The organism is Halomonas halophila, assembly GCF_030406665.1.
GTDB classification, from domain to species: Bacteria; Pseudomonadota; Gammaproteobacteria; order Pseudomonadales; family Halomonadaceae; genus Halomonas; species Halomonas halophila.
The window spans coordinates 156,012-181,125 of the sequence record NZ_CP129121.1; the positions used below are offsets into that span (position 1 = coordinate 156,012).

Annotated in this window: 19 protein-coding genes and 1 riboswitch; of the genes, 14 read left to right on the forward strand and 5 right to left on the reverse strand. The window is 70.4% G+C overall.

What is annotated here, in order from left to right; genetic code table 11:
- Nucleotides 1-64 precede the first annotated feature (64 nt).
- From QWG60_RS00690 to QWG60_RS00700, 3 genes are read left to right on the forward strand one after another with little or no spacing between them, the layout of a single operon-like run.
- Nucleotides 65-1,261: an NnrS family protein gene (locus tag QWG60_RS00690; protein WP_107182516.1), complete on the forward strand. Its 1,197-nt coding sequence runs from the start codon at nucleotides 65-67 to the stop codon at nucleotides 1,259-1,261.
- Nucleotides 1,262-1,308: 47 nt separating this feature from the next.
- Entirely contained in the window at nucleotides 1,309-1,695 is a 387-nt protein-coding gene (locus QWG60_RS00695) for a SirB2 family protein (protein ID WP_046077910.1), read from the forward strand.
- Nucleotides 1,696-1,746: 51 nt separating this feature from the next.
- Nucleotides 1,747-2,070, forward strand: coding sequence for a carboxymuconolactone decarboxylase family protein (locus QWG60_RS00700; RefSeq protein ID WP_046077909.1), 324 nt, complete (start codon nucleotides 1,747-1,749; stop codon nucleotides 2,068-2,070).
- Nucleotides 2,071-2,093: 23 nt separating this feature from the next.
- Here the strand turns inward: QWG60_RS00700 and narL are convergent, their stop codons facing one another.
- Together narL and QWG60_RS00710 are read right to left on the reverse strand one after the other, a co-directional pair.
- On the reverse strand, nucleotides 2,094-2,738 hold the full coding sequence (gene narL / locus QWG60_RS00705; protein ID WP_046077908.1) for a two-component system response regulator NarL: 645 nt from the start codon (nucleotides 2,736-2,738) through the stop codon (nucleotides 2,094-2,096).
- Nucleotides 2,735-4,546, reverse strand: a complete 1,812-nt coding sequence (locus QWG60_RS00710) for a histidine kinase (RefSeq protein WP_186810079.1) — start codon at nucleotides 4,544-4,546, stop codon at nucleotides 2,735-2,737. The genes narL and QWG60_RS00710 overlap by 4 nt, the downstream gene beginning before the upstream one ends.
- 303 nt (nucleotides 4,547-4,849) lie before the next feature.
- Here QWG60_RS00710 and QWG60_RS00715 point away from each other — a divergent pair, with 303 nt between their 5' ends.
- The 11 genes from QWG60_RS00715 (at nucleotide 4,850) to QWG60_RS00765 (ending at nucleotide 23,109) form a co-directional block, all read left to right on the forward strand.
- Entirely contained in the window at nucleotides 4,850-7,552 is a 2,703-nt protein-coding gene (locus tag QWG60_RS00715) for a nitrate/nitrite transporter (protein ID WP_146909079.1), read from the forward strand.
- Between the two features lie 13 nt (nucleotides 7,553-7,565).
- Nucleotides 7,566-11,360 carry a nitrate reductase subunit alpha gene (locus QWG60_RS00720; RefSeq protein ID WP_146909081.1) on the forward strand — a complete coding sequence of 1,265 codons (3,795 nt, stop codon included), beginning with the start codon at nucleotides 7,566-7,568 and terminating at the stop codon, nucleotides 11,358-11,360.
- Complete coding sequence (narH, locus tag QWG60_RS00725; protein WP_146909084.1) at nucleotides 11,357-12,925, forward strand: nitrate reductase subunit beta; 1,569 nt, start codon at nucleotides 11,357-11,359, stop codon at nucleotides 12,923-12,925. The genes QWG60_RS00720 and narH overlap by 4 nt, the downstream gene beginning before the upstream one ends.
- Nucleotides 12,918-13,700, forward strand: a complete 783-nt coding sequence (gene narJ / locus QWG60_RS00730; RefSeq protein ID WP_146909086.1) for a nitrate reductase molybdenum cofactor assembly chaperone — start codon at nucleotides 12,918-12,920, stop codon at nucleotides 13,698-13,700. The genes narH and narJ overlap by 8 nt, the downstream gene beginning before the upstream one ends.
- The gene (gene narI / locus QWG60_RS00735) at nucleotides 13,697-14,374 is read left to right on the forward strand and encodes a respiratory nitrate reductase subunit gamma (protein WP_146909088.1); all 678 of its coding nucleotides are present in this window, start codon (nucleotides 13,697-13,699) and stop codon (nucleotides 14,372-14,374) included. The genes narJ and narI overlap by 4 nt, the downstream gene beginning before the upstream one ends.
- Nucleotides 14,375-14,400: 26 nt before the next feature.
- A complete protein-coding gene (locus QWG60_RS00740; RefSeq protein WP_146909090.1) occupies nucleotides 14,401-15,213 on the forward strand; it encodes a peptidylprolyl isomerase in 813 nt (270 codons plus the stop codon).
- A gap of 126 nt (nucleotides 15,214-15,339) precedes the next feature.
- A complete protein-coding gene (hglS, locus tag QWG60_RS00745) occupies nucleotides 15,340-16,707 on the forward strand; it encodes a 2-oxoadipate dioxygenase/decarboxylase HglS (protein ID WP_146909092.1) in 1,368 nt (455 codons plus the stop codon).
- Nucleotides 16,708-16,797: 90 nt separating this feature from the next.
- The gene (locus QWG60_RS00750; protein WP_146909094.1) at nucleotides 16,798-17,577 is read left to right on the forward strand and encodes a sulfite exporter TauE/SafE family protein; all 780 of its coding nucleotides are present in this window, start codon (nucleotides 16,798-16,800) and stop codon (nucleotides 17,575-17,577) included.
- A 129-nt stretch (nucleotides 17,578-17,706) separates the two neighbouring features.
- Nucleotides 17,707-20,694, forward strand: coding sequence for an HD domain-containing phosphohydrolase (locus tag QWG60_RS00755; RefSeq protein ID WP_146909096.1), 2,988 nt, complete (start codon nucleotides 17,707-17,709; stop codon nucleotides 20,692-20,694).
- Nucleotides 20,695-20,732: 38 nt separating this feature from the next.
- Nucleotides 20,733-22,142 carry a serine hydrolase gene (locus QWG60_RS00760; protein ID WP_046077899.1) on the forward strand — a complete coding sequence of 470 codons (1,410 nt, stop codon included), beginning with the start codon at nucleotides 20,733-20,735 and terminating at the stop codon, nucleotides 22,140-22,142.
- Between the two features lie 91 nt (nucleotides 22,143-22,233).
- A complete protein-coding gene (locus tag QWG60_RS00765) occupies nucleotides 22,234-23,109 on the forward strand; it encodes a DMT family transporter (RefSeq protein WP_046077898.1) in 876 nt (291 codons plus the stop codon).
- Here the strand turns inward: QWG60_RS00765 and thiE are convergent.
- The 3 genes from thiE to QWG60_RS00780 all read right to left on the reverse strand — a co-directional run bounded on the left by thiE (nucleotide 23,067) and on the right by QWG60_RS00780 (nucleotide 25,020).
- Complete coding sequence (thiE, locus tag QWG60_RS00770) at nucleotides 23,067-23,738, reverse strand: thiamine phosphate synthase (protein WP_246124678.1); 672 nt, start codon at nucleotides 23,736-23,738, stop codon at nucleotides 23,067-23,069. The genes QWG60_RS00765 and thiE overlap by 43 nt on opposite strands.
- The gene (gene thiM, locus QWG60_RS00775; RefSeq protein WP_046077896.1) at nucleotides 23,728-24,546 is read right to left on the reverse strand and encodes a hydroxyethylthiazole kinase; all 819 of its coding nucleotides are present in this window, start codon (nucleotides 24,544-24,546) and stop codon (nucleotides 23,728-23,730) included. The genes thiE and thiM overlap by 11 nt, the downstream gene beginning before the upstream one ends.
- Nucleotides 24,547-24,578: 32 nt before the next feature.
- Nucleotides 24,579-24,681: riboswitch (TPP riboswitch) on the reverse strand.
- Nucleotides 24,682-24,729: 48 nt separating this feature from the next.
- Complete coding sequence (locus tag QWG60_RS00780; protein WP_046077895.1) at nucleotides 24,730-25,020, reverse strand: hypothetical protein; 291 nt, start codon at nucleotides 25,018-25,020, stop codon at nucleotides 24,730-24,732.
- Between the last annotated feature and the right edge of the window lie 94 nt (nucleotides 25,021-25,114).

Sequence of the window (25,114 nt, forward strand, 5' to 3'; positions counted from 1 at the left end):
TGGTCCGGGCCGAACGCCGCGGCGCACAATGCCGATACCCAAGTTCCACCCTCGGATATGGTGCATGATGGCTCCTCGTTCCCTCACGACACGCCTGCCGGTGGCGGGCCTGGCCTTTCGCCCCTTCTTCCTGCTGGCCGCCCTGTTCGGCATCGTCGCGCTGATGGCGTGGCTGGCCTTCTGGCAGGGCGACGTCCTGCTGCGGCCTTGGGGCGGCATGCTGTGGTGGCATCAGCACGAGATGCTGTTTGGCTTCGGTGCTGCCGTCATCGCCGGTTTTCTGCTCACCGCGGCGCAGAACTGGACCGGCCGTCCCGCCCCGACCGGCCTGCCGCTGCTGGGCCTGGTGGCGCTGTGGGCCGTGGCCCGCGGACTGCTGGCCTTCCCCATCGGTCTGCCGGGGTGGGGCGTGATGCTGATCGATGTGGGGTTCCTGGTCGCGGTGGCGGGCGTGATGGCGCGGATGGTCATCGCCGCCGGGCGCTGGCGGAATCTGGTCTTCCTGCCGCTGCTGGGGCTTCTGGCCGTGGCCAACCTGGCCATGCACCTGGGAGCCTGGTGGGGAGATGGCGAGCTGGCACGGGCGGGGGCTCGCCTGGCGGTGCTGCTGATCGCTGCCGTGATGGTGGTGCTGGGCGGCCGAGTGATACCGCTGTTCACCGCCAATCGCCTGGGCGGCCCCCGGCCCCAGTCCCGGCGCTGGCTGGAGGGGGCGACCCTGGGCAGCATGGCGGCGGTGCTGGGGGCCCAGCTCGCCGTCCTGCCGGGGATGGCGCCGCCCGAGGGCGTGATGGCGGGGGCGCTGGCCCTGGCGGCCCTGGCCAATGCGCTGCGGCTGGCGCGCTGGGGCGGGCTGCGTACGTGGCGAGAGCCGCTGCTCTGGGGGCTTCATGTCAGCTATGCCGCCCTCCCGCTGGGCCTGGGCATGTGGGCGCTGGCGGCGCTCGGCGCCTTTCGCGTCGAGCTGGCGGTGCACACGCTGACCGTCGGGGCCATGGGGACCATGATGCTGGCGATGATGGCGCGGGTCTCGCTGGGGCACACCGGCCGCCCCATCGTGACGCTGCCGGGCATGGGGGTGGCGCTGGGCCTGCTGGCCGTGGCCGGCCTGCTGCGTGGCCCCTTGCTGGCCGCGTTGCCGGGTATCACGCATCTGACCTACAGCCTGACCATCATCCTGTGGTGCCTGGCCTATGCGATCTTCCTGCTGCACTACGCGGTCCCGCTGAGCTCGGCGCGCAGCGACGGAAAGGCAGGCTAGGCGCGAAGACAAGCGACCGAGTCCGGCCAGTCGTCGAGGCCCCTTCCATGGAACACTATCTGCTGATCAAGCATCTTCACATGAGCATCGCCGGGTTCAGCCTGGCCTTGTTCATGCTCCGGGCCTGGTGGTCGGTGCGTGGGTCGCCCAGGCCGGCGCGTCGCTGGGTTCGCGGGCTGCCGCACCTGGTCGACAGCGCCCTGCTGGGGTTGGGTGTCTGGATGATGGTGGGGCTCTCGCTATGGCCACACCAGCAGCCGTGGCTCGCGGCCAAGCTGTTGGGGCTGCTGGTCTACATCGGGCTCGGGAGCGTGGCCATCAAGCGCGGGCGCACGCCGGTGATCCGCGGGCTGGCGGCCGGCGCCGCTCTGCTGGCCTTCGCCTTCGTGGTCGGGGCGGCCATCCGCCATAGTCCCTGGTCCTGGCTGGCCTGAGACGTGGCTTCCTATACTGTGGGCGTCATTCGTCGTCAGAAGGAGTCCCACATGCCGAGACAGGAACTTCCCGCCGGTGCCGGCCGGGTCGCCGAACGTCACCCGGAGGTATGGCGCGCCTATGCGGCGCTGGGCAAGGCCTGTGCCGAGAGCGGGCCGCTGGATGCCCGCACTCGCCGTCTGGTCAAGCTGGCCCTGGCGGTGGGCGCCGGCTCCGAGGGCGCCGTGCATTCCCATGTCCGTCGTGCCCTGGCCGAGGGCGAGTCGTCGGCGGCGCTGGAGCAGGTCGCGCTGCTGGGCGTTCCGACCCTGGGGCTGCCGGCCAGCGTCGCGGCCCTGACCTGGATCGGCGACATCATCGATGACGACGACTGAGGTGCCCCGCAGGACGCTCCGGGCTACTTCTCGACCCCCATCTGCACGGCCCACACCGCCGCCTCGACCCGTGAGCGCAGCCCCAGCTTCTTGAGCAGGTGCTTGACGTGGACCTTGACCGTGCCCTCGCTGATCGCCAGTCGACGGGCGATCAGCTTGTTGCTCAGGCCTTCCGCCAGGGCGGCCAGGATCTCGCCTTCACGGGCGGTCAACGAGTCCAGCAGGTTCTCGCCCGGTTCCGGGCGAGGGCCGCTCAGTGCTTTCGCCAGCAGGCCGGCGAGGCGTGGGCTGACCGCCATGCGCCCCTCAGCGGCCTCCTTGATCGCCGCCAGCAGGTCTTCGGGTTCCATGTCCTTGAGCAGATAGCCGTCGGCGCCGGCGCGCAGGGCAGCGACCACGTCCTCCTCGGCATCGGAGACCGTGAGCATGACGATGCGAGCCTCGACGCCGTACTCGCGCAGCGCGCGCAGGGCGTCGAGGCCATCCCGCCGCGCCATGTTCAGGTCCATCAGGATCAGCGTCGGGGACAGGCGGCCCGCGGCCTCGATGGCGGCTTCCCCGTCGGCGGCCTCTCCGGCGATCGCCAGTTCGGGATCCATCTCCAGCAGCTGGCGCACCCCCCGACGGAACAGCGGATGGTCGTCGACGATCAGGATCGCGGTACTCATGGCGTGTCTCCCGGCAATGAGGTGGCCGTCGTCTCTCGGTGGAGCTGAGGCGTGAAGTGCAGCCTGACCTCGGTGCCCCCTTCGGCCGGCTCGTGCAGCTCGAGGCGACCGCTCAGGCTGGCGGCGCGTTCGTGCATGATGATGGTCCCGTAGTGTTCCGGCTGGTTCGATGTGCCCCCCAGACCGACGCCGTCGTCGCGGATGCTGACCGCCACGCGGCCCGCCTCGTCGGTGCTCAGGCTGACCTCGCAGCGCTTCGCCCGGGCGTGATGGACGACGTTGGACAGCGCCTCGCGAACGATCTGCAGGGTATGCACCTCCTCATTGGGTGACAGTGGGCAGTGATCGAGGCAGTAGTCGAGGCGAAGGGACAGCTCACCGCGACGGACGAATTCGCGCACCGTCTCCTCGAGGGCAGCCTCCAGCCCGGCGTCAGACATCTTCAGGCGGAAGGTGTTGAGCAGCTCGCGGAGCTGACGGTAGGCGGCGTTGAGGCCTTCGCGCAGTTCATCGACGATCGCCTCGGTGTCGGCATGGGCCCCGCCGGCCCGGGCCTGGGCCTGCAGGCGGGAGACCTGGATCTTCAGGTAGGAGAGCGACTGGGCCAGCGAGTCGTGCAGTTCTCGAGCGATCACCGCGCGTTCGTCCATCAGCGCCAGCCGGCGCTGCTCGGCGTAGCCCTGGGAGAGCGATAGCGAGGTGGCGATCAGACCGGCGATGGTTTCGACCAGGTCGCATTGCCAGCGCCGAGGCGGCGACTCGGGCGAATATTCGAGCAGCAATACCCCGTAGTTCCGCCCCGCCTCGTTCACCGCGACCCGATACACCCAGGGGGTGTCCCCGTTGCCGTCGAGACAGGGCTGGCAGGCCGGCGCGCGACAGAAGTCGGGGCAGTCGTCGGGTCGGGTGGAGAGCCGCAGGTAGGCGCGCTCGGCATCGCTCTGGCTCAGGCACAGGGTGACGGGGCCCAGACCGGTGACGGCGGCGAGGTCTTCGAGCACCCGGCGGTAGCTGGCATCGCCGATGGGGGCGCCGTTGAGCTGGCGCGCGGCCTGGTAGAGCACCTCGAGCGTCTCGTTGCTGCGCTCGAGCTCGGCGGTCTTGGCCTCGACGCGCGCCTCGAGCTGACCGTAGATCCGGGACAGGCTGTCGTTCATCTGGTTGATGGTGCGCGACAGAAGGCCCAGTTCGTCGTCGGCCGCGTAGCGGGTGCGGCCGCTGAAGTCGCCGCGCCGTGAGCGATCGACGACCCTGAGCAGGTCACGCAGCGGCGGCATGACATCGGTGGTCAGCTTGTACATGGCCAGGAACACCAGGCCCAGGGTCAGGAACAGGATGACCCCCTGGAACAGGCGCATCAGCTGGATTCGCGACTCGGCCTCGCGCTGGAGCTGGTCGACCAGGCGGTCCACCTGGTCGACGAAGTCGCCGACCGGTAGCGTGGCCGGAACGCCCGCCGCTTGCATCCGCGGCCGCAGCCGGTCGTGCCATTGCGCGATGACGGTGCGGTACTGGCGGTTCAGCGGATGCCGTGGATCGTCCGCCAGGCGTCCGGTGATCGCCGGCGAGGCGAGGCTGCGCTCGAGTTCGGCGATCTGCGCCCGGCGAGCCTCGCTGTCGGCATCGGCCCGTTGGGTGGTGCTCAGCAGACGATAGGCCTGCATGCGCAGGGCGCCGGCCTGGTTGATGGCGGCCGCGTCGCCACGGGCGTTCTCGGCGATGATGATCGAGCCGAGCATGCTGGTCAGCGCCAGCAGCACGATGCCGGCCATCGCCAGGCCGGCGCGGAAGGACAGGGAACGGGGCATGACATCCGGCATCGCGCCAGGGGCGCCGCCTACCTCCAAAGAGTCGCCTTTGTCACCACGCCCGGTGCAACACCGGGCGGCAGAAGCAAATGCTAGTTGAATCAGTGGGTTGTGAAAAAACTCCTGCTACCTCCAAAGAGGTAGACACGGCTAGGGTCGGGGATGGCGCTCCGAAGCGCCTTGACCCAGGTCAACGGCCTCGCCTCACCGCCGGCGCTAAGGTCCTCCTACCGCGTCTTTCGCACCTTCGGTCCGGTGGAAGGGCGCTCCCGGAAGCCTTTCACCGAGCCAGAGGGGGAGATCATGGCCAACCCCGCCCCATCGACCAGGCGCGCCCAGAATCGCGCCCTGTTCCTGTCCACGCTGGCGTTCACGCTGTGCTTCGCGGTGTGGACGCTGTTCTCCATTCTCGGCCTGCAGATCAAGCAGGAGTTCGCCCTGTCGGACACCCAGCTCGGCCTGCTGATGGCGACCCCGGTGCTCACCGGGTCGATCAGCCGCCTGTTCCTGGGCATCCTCACCGACCGCTTCGGCGGGCGCTGGGTGTTCAGCCTGCTGATGCTGGCCACGGCGGCCTGTGTCTACCTGCTGACCTTCGCTACCAGCTACCCCATGCTGCTGCTCGGCGCCCTGGGCGTCGGCCTGGCCGGGGGCTCCTTCATCGTCGGCGTGGCCTACACCTCGGCCTGGTTCGAGCAGGAGCGCCAGGGCACCGCCCTGGGGATCTTCGGGGCCGGCAACGTCGGCGCCGCGGTGACCAACTTCGGCGCCCCCTTCCTGCTGCTGGCGCTGGGCTGGCAGGGGGCGGCGCTGGTCTACGCCACGGTGATCGCGATCATGGGCGTGGCCTTCCTGCTGCTGGCGCGGACCGATCCGCAGAGCGAGCGTCGCCGCGCCGAGGCCGTGCCGCTCAGGCAGCAGCTGGCGCCGCTGGTCGAGGTTCGCGTGTGGCGCTTCTCGCTGTACTACTTCTTCGTGTTCGGCGGCTTCGTCGCCCTGGCGCTGTGGCTGCCCCACTACCTGGTCGAGGTCTACGGCCTGAGCATCACCGCCGCCGGCATCGTCGCCGCGCTGTACACCATTCCGGCGTCGCTTTTCCGCGTCCTTGGCGGCTGGCTGTCCGACCGCTACGGCGCGCGGCGGGTGATGTACTGGACCCTGATCGCCTCGGTGGCCTGCACCTTCCTGCTCAGCTACCCGCCGACCCGCTACCGCGTGCAGGGCGTTCACGACATCCTGGAATTCTCGTTCGCCATGAACCTGGTCGGCTTCGTCGTGCTGATCATGGTGCTGGGCTTCTTCATGTCGCTGGGCAAGGCGGCGGTGTTCAAGCACATCCCCAGCTACTATCCGCAGCACGTCGGCGCGGTCGGCGGGGTGGTGGGCATGATCGGCGGCCTGGGCGGCTTCTTCCTGCCGTTGACCTTCGGCATGCTCAACGATGTGGCGGGCATCTGGCAGAGTTGCTTCATGCTGCTGTTCGCGGTGTCCGCCGCGGCGCTGGTGTGGATGCATTACGCCATCCTGCGTGCCAGCCGTCAGGAGTGGCGGGCCGGCCGGGAGGTCACCGACCTGCCGGAGCTCGCCACGCCCAGCCGTTTCGTGCTGCAGGACTGGCGCCCGGAGGATCCGGATTTCTGGTCCGAGAAGGGCAAGCGCATCGCCACCCGCAACCTGTGGATCTCGATTCCCAATCTGCTGCTGGCCTTCTCGGTGTGGATGGTGTGGTCGGTGGTGGTGGCCAAGCTGCCCCAGGTGGGTTTCGACTACACCTCCAACCAGCTGTTCTGGCTGGCCGCGCTGCCGGGACTGTCCGGCGCCACGCTGCGCATCTTCTACAGCTTCATGGTGCCGATCGTCGGCGGCCGGCGCTTCACGGCGCTGTCGACCGCCTCGCTGGCGTTGCCGGCGCTGTGGATCGGCTTCGCGGTGCAGAATCCCGACACCCCCTATCTGGTGATGCTGATCCTGGCGCTGCTGTGCGGCTTCGGCGGCGGCAACTTCGCCTCGAGCATGGCCAACATCTCGTTCTTCTATCCCAAGCGCGAGAAGGGCAACGCCCTGGCGCTCAATGCCGGGCTGGGCAACCTGGGCGTCAGCGTCATGCAGTTCCTGATCCCGCTGGCGATCACCGCCGGGGTGTTCGGCGCGCTGGGCGGCGAGCCGCAGACGCTGGGCGACGGTGAGCGCCTGTGGCTGCAGAACGCCGGCTTCGTCTGGGTGCCGTTCATCCTGCTCGGCGCCGTGGCGGCCTGGTTCGGCATGAACGACATCGCCAGTGCCCGCTCCTCTTTCAAGGATCAGGCGGTGATCTTCAAGCGCAAGCACAACTGGCTGATGTGCGTGCTCTACACCGGCACCTTCGGCAGCTTCATCGGCTACTCCGCGGGTTTCCCGCTGCTGGCGTCGAACCAGTTCCCGGAGGTCGACGTGCTGCAGTTCGCCTTCCTGGGGCCGCTGGTGGGCGCCCTGTCCCGGGCCGGCACCGGCTGGGTCTCGGACCGCTTCGGCGGGGCCAGGGTCACCCTGTGGGTGTTCGCGGCGATGATCGCCTGCGTGGCCGGGGTGCTGTTCTTCCTCGGGATCAAGGACCAGCCGGGCGCGTTCTGGGGCTTCTTCGCGATGTTCCTGCTGCTGTTCTTCTTCACCGGCGTGGGCAATGCCAGCACCTTCCAGATGATTCCCGAGATCTTCCGCCAGGAGGTGGCGCGACTGATGCCGACCCTCGACGAGGCGGCTCAGCGTCAGCAGAGCGAGAAGGAAGCCGCGGCGACCATCGGCTTCACCTCGGCGATCGCCGCCTACGGGGCCTTCTTCATTCCCAAGACCTTCGGCAGCTCCATCGCGCTGACCGGGGGGGCCGAAATGGCGCTGTACGGCTTCATTGCCTTCTACGCGATCTGCGTGGCCCTGACCTGGTTCTACTACACCCGCCGCCACGCCGAGATCCGCCTGCAGGCGCCCGAGCACGCGGCGCAGACGCCAACCGCCTCGCCGAGCCGCTGAGGAGAGAGCATCCATGAGTCACTTTCTGGACCGCCTGAAGTACCTGACCCGCCGCCCCGACGACTTCGCCGGGAGACACGGCGAGACCCGCGACGAGACCCGCGACTGGGAGGACGGCTATCGCGCGCGCTGGCAGCACGACAAGGTGGTGCGCAGTACCCACGGGGTCAACTGCACGGGGTCGTGCAGCTGGAAGATCTACGTCAAGAACGGCCTGGTCACCTGGGAGACCCAGCAGACCGACTATCCGCGTACCCGCCCGGACCTGCCCAACCACGAGCCCCGCGGCTGTCCGCGCGGGGCCAGCTACTCCTGGTACCTGTACAGCGCCAACCGCCTGAAACATCCGCTGATCCGCAAGCCGTTGCTGGCGCTGTGGCGGGAGGCCCTTGCCGAGCATGGTGACCCGGTGAACGCCTGGGCCTCCATCGTCGAGGACCCGGCCCAGGCCAGGCAGTACAAGCGCGCCCGCGGCATGGGCGGCTTCGTGCGCGCCGACTGGGACGAACTCAACGGCCTGATCGCCGCTTCCAACGTCTACACCGCCAAGCAGTACGGGCCGGACCGCATCATCGGCTTCTCGCCGATTCCGGCCATGTCGATGGTCTCCTACGCCGCCGGCAGCCGCTATCTGTCGCTGATCGGCGGCGTGTGCATGAGCTTTTACGACTGGTACTGCGACCTGCCGCCGGCCTCGCCGATGACCTGGGGCGAGCAGACCGACGTGCCGGAGTCCGCCGACTGGTACAACTCGGGCTACATCATCGCCTGGGGGTCCAACGTGCCCCAGACCCGCACCCCGGACGCCCACTTCTTCACCGAGGTGCGCTACAAGGGCACCAAGACCGTCGCGGTCACCCCGGACTATGCCGAGGTCGCCAAGCTCACCGACGAGTGGCTGTCCGCCAAGCAGGGCACCGACGCGGCCCTGGCCCTGGCCATGGGCCACGTCATCCTCAAGGAATTCCATCTCGACAACCCCAGCGCCTATTTCACCGACTACGTGCGCCGCTACACCGACATGCCCTGCCTGGTGGAGCTCGAGGTTCGCGAGGACGGCAGCCACGTGCCCGGCCGGCAGCTGCGCGCCAGCGACTTCGCCGATGGCCTGGGTCAGGACAACAATCCCGAGTGGAAGACCCTGGTCTGGGACGAGCTCGGCGATCGCCTCGTCGTGCCGCGCGGCTCCATCGGCTTCCGCTGGGGCGAAGCGAGCGGCGACGACGAGGACGAGAGCAAGGGCAAGTGGAACCTCGAGTCTCTCGACGCCGACGGCACCGAGATCCGGCCGAGGCTCAGCCTGGCCGAGGCCCATGACGAGGTGGCTCGGGTGGCCTTTCCCTACTTCGGCGGGATCGAGCATCAGCACTTCGATCACGTGAAGAGCGGCGGCGCCAGCGACGAGCTGCTGTTCCACTGCCTGCCGGCCAAGCGGATGACCCGGGCAGACGGCCGCGAGGTGCTGGCGGTCACCGTGTTCGACCTGATGTGCGCCAACTACGGCATCGACCGCGGGTTTAGAAGCAAAGAGGGCAAGGACGACGGCGCCACCGCCTTCGACCAGGTCAAGCCTTATACCCCGGCCTGGCAGGAGAAGATCACCGGCGTGTCCGCCGAGCAGTGCCTGCGCATTGCCCGGGAGTTCGCCGACAACGCCGACAGGACCGGCGGGCGTTCCATGATCATCGTCGGTGCCGGGATGAACCACTGGTACCACATGGACATGAACTACCGTGGCCTGATCAACATGCTGGTCATGTGCGGCTGCATCGGCCAGAGCGGCGGCGGCTGGGCGCACTACGTGGGCCAGGAGAAGCTGCGCCCGCAGACCGGCTGGCTGCCGCTGGCCTTCGGCCTGGACTGGCAGCGGCCGCCGCGGCAGATGAATTCCACCTCCTTCTTCTACAACCACTCCAGCCAGTGGCGCTACGAGAAACTCGAGGTCAAGGAGATCCTCTCGCCGCTGGCCAAGGCCGAGGACTACTCCGGCAGCCTGGTCGACTTCAACGTGCGCGCCGAGCGCATGGGCTGGCTGCCCTCCGCGCCGCAGCTGGCCACCAATCCCCTGTCGCTGGCCGGCCAGGCCGCCGAGGCGGGCCAGGCCACCGCGGACTACGTGGTCGACCGGCTCAAGGCCGGCGAGCTGCGCTTCGCCGCCGAGGATCCCGACGACCCGAAGAACTTCCCGCGCAACCTGTTCATCTGGCGCTCCAACCTGCTCGGCAGCTCGGGCAAGGGCCACGAGTACATGCTCAAGTACCTGCTGGGCACCCGCCACGGCATCCAGGGCAAGGACCTGGGCGAGGCCGGCGGCCAGACGCCCGAGGAGGTCGTGTGGCGCGAGCAGGCGCCTGAGGGCAAGCTCGACCTGCTGGTGACGCTGGACTTCCGCATGTCCACCACCTGCCTGTACTCGGACATCGTGCTGCCCACGGCGACCTGGTACGAGAAGGACGACCTCAACACCTCCGACATGCACCCCTTCATCCACCCGCTGACCGCGGCCACCGACCCGGCCTGGGAGTCGCGCAGCGACTGGGAGATCTACAAGGGCATCGCCAAGGCGTTCTCCAAGGTCTGCGTGGGCCACCTGGGCGAGGAGACCGACCTGGTCACCCTGCCGCTGCAGCATGACTCCCCCGCCGAGCTGGCCCAGCCCGAGGTCCGCGACTGGAAGAAGGGCGAGTGCGAGCCGGTCCCCGGCAAGACCCTGCCGGCGCTGGTCGAGGTCAAGCGCGACTACCCGGCCACCTACGAGCGCTTCACCTCGGTGGGGCCGCTGCTCGACCGCCTGGGCAACGGCGGCAAGGGCATCGGCTGGAAGACCGAGAAGGAGGTGGAGCTGCTCGGCAGGCTCAATCAGGTGAAGTCCGAAGGGCCGGCCAAGGGGCGACCGCGCATCGAGTCGGCCATCGACGCCGCCGAGGTGATCCTCACCCTGGCGCCCGAGACCAACGGCCAGGTGGCGGTCAAGGCCTGGGGCGCGCTGTCGGCGATCACCGGCCGCGACCACAAGCATCTGGCCGTGCCCAAGGAAGAGGAGAAGATCCGCTTCCGCGACGTGGTGGCCCAGCCGCGCAAGATCATCTCCAGCCCGACCTGGTCCGGCCTCGAGGACGAGCACGTCTCCTACAACGCCGGCTACACCAACGTCCACGAGCTGATCCCCTGGCGCACCGTCAGCGGCCGCCAGCAGTTCTATCAGGATCATGCCTGGATGCGCGCCTTCGGCGAGAGCCTGCTGGTCTATCGGCCGCCCATCGACACCAAGGCCGCGGTCGGCCTGGCCGATGACAAGGGCAACGGCAACCCGGAGATCGCGCTCAACTGGATCACGCCGCACCAGAAGTGGGGCATCCACTCCACCTACTCCGACAACCTGCTGATGCAGACCCTGTCCCGGGGCGGGCCCATCGTCTGGCTGTCCGAGGACGACGCGGCGTCCATCGGCGTCGAGGACAACGATTGGATCGAGCTCTACAACGCCAACGGCGCCATCGCCGCCCGGGCGGTGGTCAGCCAGCGGGTCAAGAACGGCATGGCGATGATGTACCACGCCCAGGAGCGCATCCTGAACATGCCGGGCTCCGAGATCACCGGCACCCGTGGCGGCATCCACAACTCGGTCACCCGCGTGTGCCCCAAGCCGACCCACATGATCGGCGGCTATGCCCAGCTCTCCTACGGCTTCAACTACTACGGCACCGTCGGCTCCAACCGCGACGAGTTCGTCATCGTGCGCAAGATGAAGCGCATCGACTGGCTGGACGGCGAAGGCAACGACTATGAGCAGGAGGCCGTGAAATGAAGATTCGTTCCCAGGTCGGGATGGTCCTGAACCTCGACAAGTGCATCGGCTGCCACACCTGCTCGGTGACCTGCAAGAACGTCTGGACCAGCCGCGAGGGCGTCGAGTACGCCTGGTTCAACAACGTCGAGACCAAGCCCGGCATCGGCTATCCCAAGGAGTGGGAGAACCAGCACAAGTGGAACGGCGGCTGGCTGCGTCGCCAGGACGGCCGCATCGAGCCGCGCATCGGCGGCAAGTGGCGGGTGCTGGCGAACATCTTCGCCAACCCCGACCTGCCGGAGATCGACGACTACTACGAGCCGTTCACCTTCGACTACCAGCACCTGCACACCGCCCTGCCGGGCGATCACCAGCCCACCGCCCGGCCGCGCTCGCTGATCTCCGGGCAGCGCATGAACAAGGTCGAGTGGGGGCCGAACTGGGAGGAACTGCTCGGCACCGAGTTCGCCAAGCGACGCCGCGACGCCAACTTCGAGCAGGTGCAGGCCGATATCTACGGCCAGTTCGAGAACACCTTCATGATGTACCTGCCGCGGCTGTGCGAGCACTGCCTGAACCCCACCTGCGTGGCGTCCTGCCCCAGTGGGGCGATCTACAAGCGCGAGGAAGACGGCATCGTGCTGATCGACCAGGACAAGTGCCGCGGCTGGCGGATGTGCATCTCCGGCTGCCCCTACAAGAAGATCTATTACAACTGGAAGAGCGGAAAGTCCGAGAAGTGCATCTTCTGCTACCCGCGCATCGAGGCCGGCCAGCCGACGATCTGCTCCGAAACCTGCGTGGGCCGCATCCGCTACCTGGGCGTGCTGCTCTACGACGCCGACCGCATCGAGGAGGTGGCCGGTGCCGCGGATGAGCGCGACCTCTACCATCGCCAGCGCGAGATCTTCCTCGACCCGAATGACCCTGAGGTGATCGCCCAGGCCCGCCGCGACGGCGTCGCCGATAGCGTGATCACCGCGGCCCAGCAGAGCCCGGTCTACAAGCTGGCCATGGAATGGGGCCTGGCGCTGCCGCTGCACCCGGAGTATCGCACCCTGCCCATGGTCTGGTACGTGCCGCCGCTGTCGCCGATCCAGTCCGCCGCCGAGGCGGGTCAGGTGGAATACGACGGCGTGCTGCCGAAGATCGAGTCGCTGCGCATCCCGGTGAAGTACCTGGCCAACCTGCTCACCGCCGGCGAGGAGGCGCCCGTGGTGCTGGCCCTCAAGCGGCTGATGGCGATGCGCCTCTACATGCGCGGCAAGCACGTGGACGGCGCGGCCGACGCCGCGGTGCTCGAAGAGGTCGAACTCAGCGAGGCCCAGGTCGAGGAGATGTATCGCTACCTCGCCATCGCCAACTACGAGGATCGTTTCGTGATCCCCACCGCCCATCGGGAGATGGCCGTCGACGCCTTCCCCGAGCGAGGCGGCTGCGGCTTCAGCTTCGGCGACGGCTGCCACGGCGGCGACAGCGAAGCCAGCCTGTTCGGCGGTCGCAAGCAGACCACCACCCTGGTCCAGCCCGTCGAGGTCTTCGACCCGCATGGCGGCAGCGCCGAGGAGGCCCGTCATGACTGATGCCGCCCGCGTCCAGCCCGAACCGGCGGATGACATGCTGAGCCTGCGGGTGCTGGCCCGGCTGCTGGATTACCCCGATCGTGAGCTCCAGGCCGCCGTCGGGGAGATGAACGCGATCCTCGACGCCGAGCGGCGGCTGCCGGGCAATCTGCGCACCGCCCTGATGGACTGGTGCCGACGCCTGGCCGCGGCCGATCTGCTGGACCTGCAGGCCGAATACGTGGCGCTGTTCGACCGTGGCCGGGCCACCTCGCTGCTGCTCTTCGAGCACGTCCACGGCGAGTCCCGCGACCGCGGCCAGGCCATGGTCGACCTGCTGGCCGAGTATCGCGCCGCCGGCTTCGAGCTCGACGCCCGGGAGCTGCCCGATCACCTGCCGCTGTTCCTGGAGTATCTCTCCACCCGGCCCGAGGCCGAGATCGGCCGCTGGCTAGGCGAGGTCCGCCACATCCTGGCCAGGCTCACCGCACGCCTCGAGGAGCGTGAGGCCGATCACGCCCTGGCGATACTGGCCCTGCTGGCGCTGATCGGCGCCGAGGACGACGTGAACGCGCATCGCGAGCCGGTGAGTCAGGAGGCGCGGGACGATACCCCCGAGGCCCTGGACGCCGTCTGGGAAGAGGAGGCGGTGCGCTTCTCCGCCGGCTCCGACCAGGACTGCGCCCTGCAGTCCGCCGAGGGTCGGCGGCTGGCCGAACGCAAGAAGGCGACGCACGACGAGGCGGTCCGGATCCTCGAGCCCGGCGCCCCGAGGCAACAAGGAGAATCGTCATGAGCTATGTCCACACCCTGCTGTTCGGGCTCTATCCCTATCTCGCCGGCAGCGTCTTCCTGATCGGCAGCCTGCTGCGCTTCGACCACGGCCAGTACACCTGGAAGACCGGCTCCAGCCAGATGCTCAGCTCAAGGAACATGCGCCTGGCCAGCAACCTCTTCCACGTCGGCATCCTGGTGATCTTCTTCGGCCATCTGGTGGGCCTGCTGACGCCGCACTGGGTCTATGCCCCCTTCATGAGCGCCGGCACCAAGCAGCTGGTGGCCATCGTGGTGGGCGGCATCGCCGGCGTGATGTGCCTGATCGGCGGTGCCATGCTGGCCTGGCGCCGCCTGACCAACGCCCGGGTCAAGGCCTCGTCGGGCCCGATGGACACCGTCATCATCCTGCTGCTGGTACTGCAGGTGTCGCTGGGCCTCGCGACCATCATCCCGGCGCTGGGCCACCTGGACGGCGGCGTGATGCTCCGGCTCGCCAGCTGGGCCCAGGCCATCGTGTTCTTCCAGGGCGGCGCCGCCGAGCATCTCGTCGGCATCGGCCTGATCTACCAGCTGCACATCCTGGTGGGGCTGACCATCGTGCTGGTCTTCCCCTTCACCCGCCTGGTGCACGTCTGGAGCGCGCCGCTGGGCTATCTGATGCGGCGCTACCAGATCGTGCGCCGTCGGGCCTGAGCGACCCTCCAGGGAGAGGCGACATCATGCAGAAGATCGATATCGAGACCGTACCGGGCGGCGCGACGCCGCCCCCGATCCGGGTCGGCGAGGCATCCATCGACCATGCCGCGATCGCCCGCGAGATGCAGTACCACCCGGCGGACAGCGCCGGCGACGCCCGGGGCCGGGCGGCCCGCGCCCTGGTGGTGCGCGAGCTGCTGCGCCAGCGCGCGGGGCAGCTGGGGCTGGCGGTGGAGGAGGACGCGGACATCGAGGCCGCCATCGCCGCGTTGCTGGAGCGCGAACTGGACGTCCCCGAGCCCGGCGAGGAGGACTGCCGGCGCTTCCACGGTGCCCACCCCGAGCGCTTCAGCGAGCCGACCCGGCTGCGGGTGCGCCACGTGCTGCTGGCGGCGGCGCCGGACGACGCCGAGCGCCGGGACGGCGGCTATCGACGCGGACAGGCGCTCCTCGAGCAGCTACGAGAGGCGCCGCAGCGCTTCACCGAGCTGGCCCAGCGGCATTCGGATTGCCCCTCGAAGGAGCAGGGCGGCGAGCTGGGTTGGCTGGTGCCCGGCCAGACGGTGCCCGAGCTGGACCGCGCCCTGCGGCATCTGCCGGTCGGGCTCCACGGCCGGCCGCTGGCCTCCCGCTACGGCTGGCACCTGGTGTGCATCGACGAGCGGCAGGAGGGCCGGGCGCTGCCCTACGACGAGGTCGCCGAGCGGGTCCGGCACAGCCTGCGCGAGCGCGCCACCCGCCGCGCACTGCGCCACTACCTGCTGGCGCTGGAGGCAGAGGTCGGCGTGGAGGGGATCGCGCTGGACGACGATGCCGCGGGCAGCCTGATGCAGTGACGTCCAGGCCGATGGCGGCCGTCGGTGTCAGTGAAGAGATGAAAGAGGACGTCGCCATTCCGGTAGGGCGAAACGCCCCGCTCTGCTTAGATGGAAGGCGACCCTTTCGCCACCCGAGGATGCCTCATGACCGCCACCGCCACGGACGTCGTCTCCGCCGACGAGATCCGCGACCGCTTCTCCCGGGCCATGTCGGCCATGTACCAGGCCGAGGTGCCGCAGTACGAGACCCTGCTCACGCTGGTCGACGAGGTGAACCGCGAGACCCTGGCGCGCGATGCCGCCCTGGCCGAGCGGCTCGAGGCCTTCGATGAGCTGAACCGTCTCGGCGTCGAGCGCCACGGCGCCATCCGCGTCGGCAGTGCCGAGGAACTTTCCATGCTGCGCCGGCTGTTCGCGGTGATGGGCATGTATCCGGTGGGCTACTACGACCTCGCCGAGGCCGGCGTGCCGGTGCACTCCACCGCCTTCCGCCCGGTCGACGACGCGGCGCTGGCGCGCAACCCCTTCCGCCTCTTCACCTCGCTGCTGCGCCTGGAGCTGATCGAGAGCGAGGCGCTGCGCGAGCGGGCCGCGGCGATCCTGGCCGAGCGCGACATCTTCACCCGCGAGGCCCGGGAGCTGATCGCCCTGGCCGAGGACCAGGGCGGGCTCACCGACGAGCAGGCCGATCGCTTCGTCACCGCGGCGCTGGAGACCTTCCGCTGGCACCGCGACGCCACCGTGGACCTCGACACCTACGAGGCGCTGAACGCCGAGCATCGCCTGATCGCCGACGTGGTCTGCTTCCGTGGGCCGCACATCAACCATCTGACGCCGCGCACCCTGGACATCGACGAGGTCCAGCGGCGCATGCCGGCGGCCGGCATGAACCCCAAGGCGGTGATCGAGGGCCCGCCGCGCCGCGACTGCCCGATCCTGCTGCGCCAGACCAGCTTCAAGGCGCTGGAGGAGCCGATCCGCTTCGCCGGCGATCGCCAGGGCACCCACACCGCGCGCTTCGGCGAGATCGAGCAGCGCGGCGTGGCGCTGACCGCCGAGGGCCGGGCGCTCTACGACCGCCTGCTCGCCGCCTCCAAGGAAGGCACCGCCGGGCTCGCCCACGAGGCGCACCAGCAAGCCCTGGCCGAGGCCTTCGCCGACTTCCCGGACGACGAGGCCGAGCTGCGCCGCCGCGGCCTGGCGTTCTTCGAATATCGGCTCACCGACGCCGGGCGCGCCTCTGGCCCGGTCGACGCCTCGGATCCCGAGGCGCTGATCGCTCGCGGCCTGGTGGTCGCCCGGCCGATCACCTACGAGGACTTCCTGCCGGTCAGCGCGGCGGGCATCTTCCAGTCGAACCTGGGCGACGGCGGCGGCGAGGCCTACGCCGGCCACGCCAACCGCGCGGCCTTCGAGGCCGACCTGGGGGCGGCGGTGACCGACGAGCTCAGCCTCTACGCCGAGCGGGAACGCGCCTCGCTGGCCGCGGTACGCGAGGCGCTGGCCGGCTAGCGGTCGACGATGAATAAGCCGGGCGCCGCCTTGTCTTGCGAGGGCGGCGCTCGGCTATGATGGGGTGTCGCCCATGGACCGGGACTCCGCATGCCGCTGCTGTCTGTTCTCGATACGCTGTCGCTGTCGCCGCTGTCCGGCGGCCTCGACCTCACGCTGATCCTGCTGTCGGTGCTGACCTCGGCCTTCACCGCGGCCTTCGGTGCCGGCGGCGGGGTGCTGATGATCATGGCCCTGGCCCAGGTGATGCCGGCGGCCGCGCTGATTCCGGTGCACGGCATGGTGCAGCTGGGGTCCAACGTCGGCCGCGCGGGCATGACCTGGCGCCATCTCGACCGCGCCACCCTGCTGGCCTTCCTGCCCGGGGTGGCGCTCGGTGCCCTGGCGGCCGCCTGGCTGCTGATTCGCCTGCCCGCCGGGATGCTGGAGCTGTGCATCGCCGCCTTCGTGCTCTTCACCCTGTGGGGCCCGGGGCTGCCCGGGCGCGCCCTGGGCCGGCTCGGCACCCTGATCGTCGGCGCGGCCACCACCCTGCTCTCGAGCCTGGTGGGGGCCAGCGGCCCGGTGGTGGCGGCCTTCATCAAGCAGCGCCAGGAAGGCCGCCTGGCCAAGGTGGCGACCTTCTCCGCCTGCATGGTGGCCCAGCATCTCACCAAGGCCTTCGTGTTCGGCGCCGCCGGCTTCGTGTTCCATGACTGGCTGGGACTGATCCTGGCCATGGTTGCGGCGGGTTTCGTCGGCACCTGGCTGGGCCTGAACCTGCTGAAGCGGCTTTCCGATCGCCGCTTCGACGACCTGTTCCGGCTGGTGCTGACGCTGCTCTCGCTGCGCCTGGCCTGGCTCGGCGCCGCGCGTCTCTGGGGCGGCTGAGCGGCGCGTCCGAGCCGCACGTTGAAAGGCGTTCCCGCAAGGCGCCGTCATCCTCGGCGGACTTGGCGTATCTTGAAAGGCAGCGCCGGCACCTCGTCGGCGCCTGAATCGTCGCTGCCGAGGCCACCCATGCGCCGTTCCCTCTCCCTTCGCGCGCTGACCGCCGTGTCCATCGTCGGCCTGATGCTGATCGTGGCCGGGGTGCTGCTGTGGCATGGCGTCCGCGGTGCCGACAAGCTGATGGTCCGCGCCGTGGAAGACACCGGCCGCCAGCTGGCCGTGACCACCGAGGAGCGGGCGCGGCGGCTGATCGATCCGGCCCGGGTGGTGGTGACGCTGCTGGCCCAGGACGACCTGGCGTCGCGCCAGCGGCTCGTCGATCGCCTGCGGCACCTGCCGCTGCTGGCCGCCTCGCTGGAGGCGCACTCGGCGGCCAGCGCCGTCTACGTGGGCTATGAGGACGGCGACTTCCTGCTGCTGCGTCCGGCCGGGCGGGTGCCGCAAGAGCGGCTGCCCGAGGTGCCCGACGCCGACCAGGCGGCCTATCTGGTGCAGGCGGTCGACCGCGATGCCAGTGGCAACGCCCAGGCCGAGTGGCGGCTCTACGACCGCGACCTGAACCTGCTGGGCCGGCGGCTCCAGCCGGGCGACGCCTTCGATCCCCGGGAGCGCCCCTGGTATCGGCGGGCGATGGCGGCCAGCGGCGCCTGGCTCACCGAGCCCTATGCCTTCTTCACCACCCGCGAGATCGGCATCACCCTGGCCCGGCGCAGCCGCCACGGGCGCGCGGTGGTGGGGCTGGACGCCTCGCTGGCCGATCTCGGCAGCGAGATGGACGCGCTGGGCATCACGCCCGGCACCCGGCTGGCGGTGGTGTCCCGCGACGGCCGGCTGCTGGCGCATCCCGACGTGGAGGCGCTGCTCGCCGAGCATGGCGGCTCGCCGCGGCTGGCGACGCTGGATGAACTGGACGACCCGGTGCTGCGGCGGCTCGGCCGCCTGACCCGGGGCGAGGGTGCCTCGCTGGGGGCCGCGGCCCCGGGCGAGGCGGCCTCCGACGACGACGCCTTCGGCGCCTCGGCCCGCTTCCGGGTCGACGGCGAGGACTGGTTCGGCATGCGGCTGCCGTTCCGCATTCCCGGCGTGGAGCCGGCCACGCTGCTGATGGTGGTGCCGGAGCGCGGGCTGCTCGCCGGCACCCGTGAGCTGCTGTGGCAGCGCTCGCTGGTGGCCGTGCTGCTGGCCCTGGCGCTGCTGCCGCTAGGCGTGTGGGTCGGCCATCGGCTCAGCCGCCCGCTGAACGCCCTGGCCGAGCAGGTCCGGGCGCTGGGCGATTTCGACTTCTCCGCCTGCCGCGGGGTGCGCTCGCCGGTGCGCGAGGTGCAGCAGCTGAGCGGCGCCCTGACGGGCATGGCCGAGGGCATCGCGGGCTTCCAGCGCATGACCCGCACGCTGAGCCGCGAGCCGCGGCTGGACACGCTGCTCGCCACCGTCCTCGAGGACCTGCTGAACATCACCGACAGCCGCCACGGCGCCATCTACCTCGAGGACGAGAGCGATCCCACCCGCTTCGCCTGTGAGGCCGAGCAGGGCCAGGGCGATCCCGACGATCCGCTGCCGGCGTGCCTGACCCTGAAGGCCCCCGACGAGACCGGCATGGCGGCGCTGGAGCGCCGGGCCGCGGCCAGCGGCTATCTGGTGCAGCCGCTGTGCAATCGCAGTGGCCATCGCATGGGGCTGCTGATACTGGCGCTGCGCGCGTCGGGATCGGGCGGCGATCGTTCCTGGCGGCGCTTCGTCGAGGAGCTCTCCGGGGCGGCGGCGGTGGCCATCGAGACCCGCCGCCTGCTGGAGGGCGAGAAGCGCCTGCTGGACGCCATCGTCGAGCTGATCGCCGGAGCCACCGACGCCAAGTCGGCGCATACCGGCGGCCACTGTTCGAGGGTGCCGCAGCTGGCCGAGATGCTGCTGGAGGGCGCCCACCGCTCGACCAGCGGCCCCTTCGCCGACGAGACGCTGGATGACGACCGTCGCACCGCCTTCCACCTGGCGGCCTGGCTGCACGACTGCGGCAAGCTGACCACGCCCGACGAGGTCATGGAGAAGGCCACCAAGCTGGAGGCCCGCTACAACCGCATCCACGAGATCCGCACCCGCTTCGAGGTGCTGTGGCGCGACGCCGACGTCGCCTACTGGCGCGGGCTCGCCGAGGGCGGCGACGAACCCGCGCTGGCCGAGGCGCGACGGCGCCGGCAGGACGAGCTGCAGGAGGCCTTCCGGCTGGTGGCCGAGCTCAACCGCGGCGGCGAGGCGGTCGACGAGACTCGCCTGGCGCGGCTCGAGGCGATCGCCGACTGGCGCTGGTGGCGCCACTTCGACGACCGCCTCGGCGTGTCCGAGGATGAGTCCGCACGACTGGCGCGCGAGCCCGAAGCCCCGCCGCCCGCCGAGGAGCGGCTGCTGGCCGATCGCCCCCGGGACCGCCTCGACTGGGCCGTCGCGCCCCCGCCGGTGGCCGAGGGCGACCCGCGCAACCGCTGGGGCTTCGCCATGCAGCCGCCCGAGGTGGCCGGCGACCAGGGCGAGCTCTACAACCTGCGGGTGGCCCGCGGCACGCTCAACGACGTCGAGCGCTTCCGCATCCAGGAGCACATCGTCCAGACCATCATGATGCTCGAGTCGCTGCCCTGGCCGGCACACCTGCGGCGGGTGCCGACCATCGCCGGCAACCATCACGAGCGCATGGACGGCCGGGGCTATCCGCGCCGGCTGGTGCTGGCCGAGGCCAGTCTGGAGGAGCGCATCATGGCGGTGGCCGACGTCTTCGAGGCGCTGACCGCCGCCGACCGGCCCTACAAGCCGGGTCTGACGCTGTCGCGCTCGCTGTCGATCCTGGCCGGCATGGCCCGCGACGGCCATCTGGATCCCGACATCTTCGTCCTGCTGCTCGACAGCGGGGTGTGGCGCGACTACGCCGAGCGCTTCCTGGCGCCGGCGCAGATCGACGAGGTGGACATCGACGCGCTCAAGAACGAGGCTGGATGTCCGACAATGAAAAGTGGAAATGGCGCCTCGGGCCGCGTTTCGCCCTGTACAGGGCAGGCCCCTGGGTCATAATGCACTCATAAAGCGCGTCATTCTTCAGGGGAACACCGATGCTGCCGACTCCGATTTCCGGCTGGCGAGTGAGTCTGCTCGCCGCCCTCGTCATGGCCAGCGTGCTGCTGGCACCGCTCGCCCAGGCCGAGAATCCCCGCTATGCGGGCATCGTCATCGACGCCGACTCCCACGAGATCCTCTACGCCGAGAACGCCGATGCGCCGCGCTATCCGGCCTCGTTGACCAAGATGATGACCCTCTACATGCTGTTCGAGGCCATCGAAGGGCGCAGCATGAGCCTGGGGCAGCCGCTGCCGGTGTCGCGGGCGGCGGCGGCCATGCCGGCCACCAAGCTCTATCTCAAGCCGGGCGACAGCATCCCGGTGGAGACCGCCATCGAGTCGCTGGTGGTGCGCTCGGCCAACGACGTGGCGGTGGTCGTCGCCGAGGCGCTGGGCGGCAGCGAGCGCCACTTCGCGCGGATGATGACCGAGCGCGCCCGCGAGCTCGGCATGCGCCACACCACCTTCCGCAACGCCTCCGGCCTGCCGGACGACGCCCAGGTCACCACCGCCCGCGACATGGCGGTGCTGGCCCGTCGGCTGATGCTCGATTTCCCGCAGTACTACCACTATTTCTCGCTGCAGGACTTCACCTGGCGCGGCAACACCTACCGCGGCCACAATCGCCTGCTGGCCAACTACCCGGGCGCCGACGGCCTCAAGACCGGCTTCATCCGCGCCTCCGGCTTCAACGTCGCCACTTCGGCGGTGCACGGCGGCCGGCGCATGCTCTCGGTGGTGATGGGCGGCTTCACCGCCGCCTCCCGCGACGAGCACATGGCCGACCTGCTGAACCGCGGCTTCGCCCGCGCCGCCCTGGCCGACGGCCACGGCTGGCTGGCCCGCACCGAGATCGCCGACGAGCGCCTGATGCCGCTGCCGGGCCGCACGCTGCCGCCGGCCGGTCAGATGCTGGCGAGCCGCGACAGCGCCGCGCCGGCACCGGCCGCGACGGTATCCGCCCGGGCGCCCGAGCCGGCCTCGACGCCGGCGGCCAGCGAGCCGAGCCGCGCCGCCGCGCCGGGGCCGGTGGTACAGGAGGTCGCCGCCCCCTCGCCGGACGAGGCGATCGTGGCCTCGGCGCCGAGCGCCGACGCGGCCGTCGGCGGTGCGGCGGAGGCGGATCCGCTGACCGCGCTGATCGACCGCGACGAGCGGACCGGCGGCTGGGGCGTGCAGGTCGGCGCCTTCAGCGACGCCGATCACGCTCGTCGCCTGGCCGACCGCGCCGCGGCCCGACTGGCCGCGGAGCTGGATGACGCCCGGGTCGACGTGCCCTGGGTGGCGCAAGCCGGCGTCTACCGGGCGCGGTTGGTCGATCTGGGCGAGCGCCAGGCCCGCAGCGCCTGCCAGCGTCTCCAGTCCCAGGGCATGGACTGCATGGTGGTCCAGGCCTCGCTCTGACCCTCGGTTCCGGCCCCTCTCACCGCCCCGACGGTCAGGCCGTCGGGGCGGTGTCGTTTCCCCTCCCTCGACGCGCGCACGGAGGCGCTGCATGGCTCCCTCTCTGAAAGGCATCCTGTTCATGTGCGGCGGCGTGCTGTGTCTGGCCCTGGGCGATGCCCTCACCAAGTGGCTGGGCGCGGTGCATTCGCCGCTGCAGATCATCTTCTTCCGCACCCTGGTGTCGCTGCCGCTGATCGTGCTGATCGCGCGCTTCAATGGCGGCCTGCGCACCCTCGGCACGCGGCGTCCGGGTGTGCACCTGCTGCGCGGCCTGATCTTCACCGCCACCATGATCACCTTCATGTGGGGGCTGGTGCTGCTGCCGCTGGCCACCGCCACGGCGATCGCCTTCGCCGCGCCGCTGTTCGTGACGCTGCTGTCGGTGCCCTTGCTCGGCGAGCGGGTCGACCGTCCGACCTGGCTGGCCACGCTGCTCGGCTTCGTCGGGGTGCTGGTGGTGGTGCGGCCCGGGGCGGCCGGTTTCCAGCCCGCCATGCTGGTGGTGGTCGCCGCGGCGCTGTTCTATGCCCTGACCATGATCACCGCGCGCCGCTACGGCGAAGGGGAGCACCTCTGGGCCATGGTCTTCTACACCACCCTGGTGCCCTGCCTGGCCGCCTCCCTGACCCTGCCCTGGGTCTGGCAGGCCCCGGCGCCGCTGCACTGGCTGGGCTTCCTGGGCGCTGGCGTGCTCGGCGTCGGCGCCATGGTGGGCCTGACCCAGGCCTTCCGCTACGCCCCGGCGGCCATTGCCGCGCCCTTCGACTACACGGCACTGCTGTGGGCGACCCTGCTGGGCTGGGGCTTCTGGGGCGAGATGCCCGACCCCTGGGTGTTCGCCGGCGGCAGCCTGATCATCGCCAGCGGCCTGGCCATCGCCTATCAGGAGCGGCGCGTCGCGCTGAACCGGCGGCCTTCCCTGTGACGCAGGTCGCGTCGGCGACCCGGCGGGAAGGCGCGGGCGGCGGCCTCCGGGTCCGGGGTGCCGCAGATCGCCGAGACCACCGCCAGGCCGCCGGCACCGGCGCGGCGCACCGCCTCGACGTGCTCGACCTTGAGCCCGCCGATCGCCACCGTGGGCAGCGGGCTGGCGGCGGCCAGCGCCGCCAGGCCGTCGACGCCCAGCGGCGCGGCATGGTCCTGCTTGGTGGCCGTGGCGAACACCGGGCCGAGGCCCAGGTAGTCGAGGCGCCCGGCGTCCAGCCGTGCCAGCTGTTCGTGGGTCTGCACCGAGAGGCCGAGGATGGCGTCCGGGCCCAGCGCGGCACGGGCATCGGCGACCTCGCCGTCGTCCTGGCCGATGTGCAGGCCGTCGGCCCGACTGGCCAGCGCGACCTCGAGGCGGTCGTTGATGATCAACGGCACGCCGCTGCCGGCCAGGGCAGCCTTCAGGCGCCGGGCCAGCGGGATCATCTCGGCGTCGGCGGCGTGCTTGTCGCGCAGCTGGACGACGCTGACGCCGCCGCGCACCGCGGCCCGTACGGTCTGCTCCACGCCGAGGGCGGCGCACAGCTCGGGGTCGGTGACCAGGTAGAGGGACAGATCAAGGCGCATCGGTGAGCTCCAGGTGGATACGGTCGGCCAGCGGCGTAGCGAGGGTGTCGGGATCGAGGGCATAGAGGGCGTCGAGGAAGGCCACGGCGAAGCTGCCGGGGCCGGCGGCGGTCTCGGCGGCGATCTCCCCGGCCGCGGCGTAGGCGGTCAGCGCCGCCACCGTGGCCTCGAACGGATCCTCGGCGCCGGCCAGGAAGGCGCCGACCACGCCGGTCAGGGCGCAGCCCATGGTGGTGACGCGAGGCATCAGCGCATGGCCGCCGCAGACCCGCGTCAGGCGTCGGCCGTCGGTGACCAGGTCGACCTCGCCGGTGACCGCCACCACGGTGGCATGCTCGCGGGCCAGCGCCACGGCGGCGCGCTCGGCGCTGTCGGCGCTGTCGGTGCTGTCCACGCCGCGCCCGCCGCCGCCCTGTCGGGCCAGCGCCAGGATCTCCGAGGCGTTGCCGCGGATCGCGGTCGGCCCCAGCGCCAGCAGCCGGGCGCCGGCCTGGCGACGAAAGCGGGTGGCGCCCACCGCCACCGGGTCGAGCACCCAGGGCGTGTCGGCGTCATTGGCGGCGCGGGCGGCGTCGTCCATGGCGTCGAGCCAGTGGGGCGAGAGGGTGCCGATGTTCAGCGTCAGGGCGGTGGCCAGGCCGGCGAACTCGGCGGCCTCCTCGCGGGCGTGGACCATGGCGGGCGAGGCGCCCAGCGCCAGCAGCGCGTTGGCCATGAAGTTCATCGCCACGTGGTTGGTGATGTTGTGAACCAGCGGGGTGGTGCGGCGCACGCGCGCCAGATGCGGCGCGGGATCGAGGGAATGCATCGGGCCTCCTGGCGACGGGAGGCGCGGCCACCGAGGGAGCCGGCACGACTCCCTCCGCCGGCATTATCCGGGTCAGGTAGTGAGGGTGCCTCTCAGCCGCGGCGGATCATCGCCCCGGCGCCCCTGTCGTCGGGCCTCACTATCGCCCTTCGTCCGATGCATGTAAAGCCGGCGGGCGTCGCCTCAGGCGGCCAGCTGGAGCACGGCCAGGGTCAGCAGGCTGGCCTGGGAGACGCTCTGGAGATCGGCGCTCATGCCGTTGCCTTCCTCCTCGGGTTCGAGGCGCATCGCCGCGTTCAGGGGGCGAAGCAGCAAGGCGGCGCCGGCGGCCAGGGCGACCAACGCCAGCGGCAGGCTACCCACGCCCCAGGGGCTGATCAGCCATTCGACGACGAGCAGCAGCACGCCGCCCAGGGCCAGCCACAGGGGGCGGCGCAGGGCGGCGTCGAGAGAGGTCGGGGGCATGGCGTGCATGTCGATGTCTCCTTTCCGGTTGTCGTTGGGCTATTCAGCCCACCACCGTAACGGCGTTGGCTTAAAGTCGGCTTACACCAACGCTAAGGGAGCG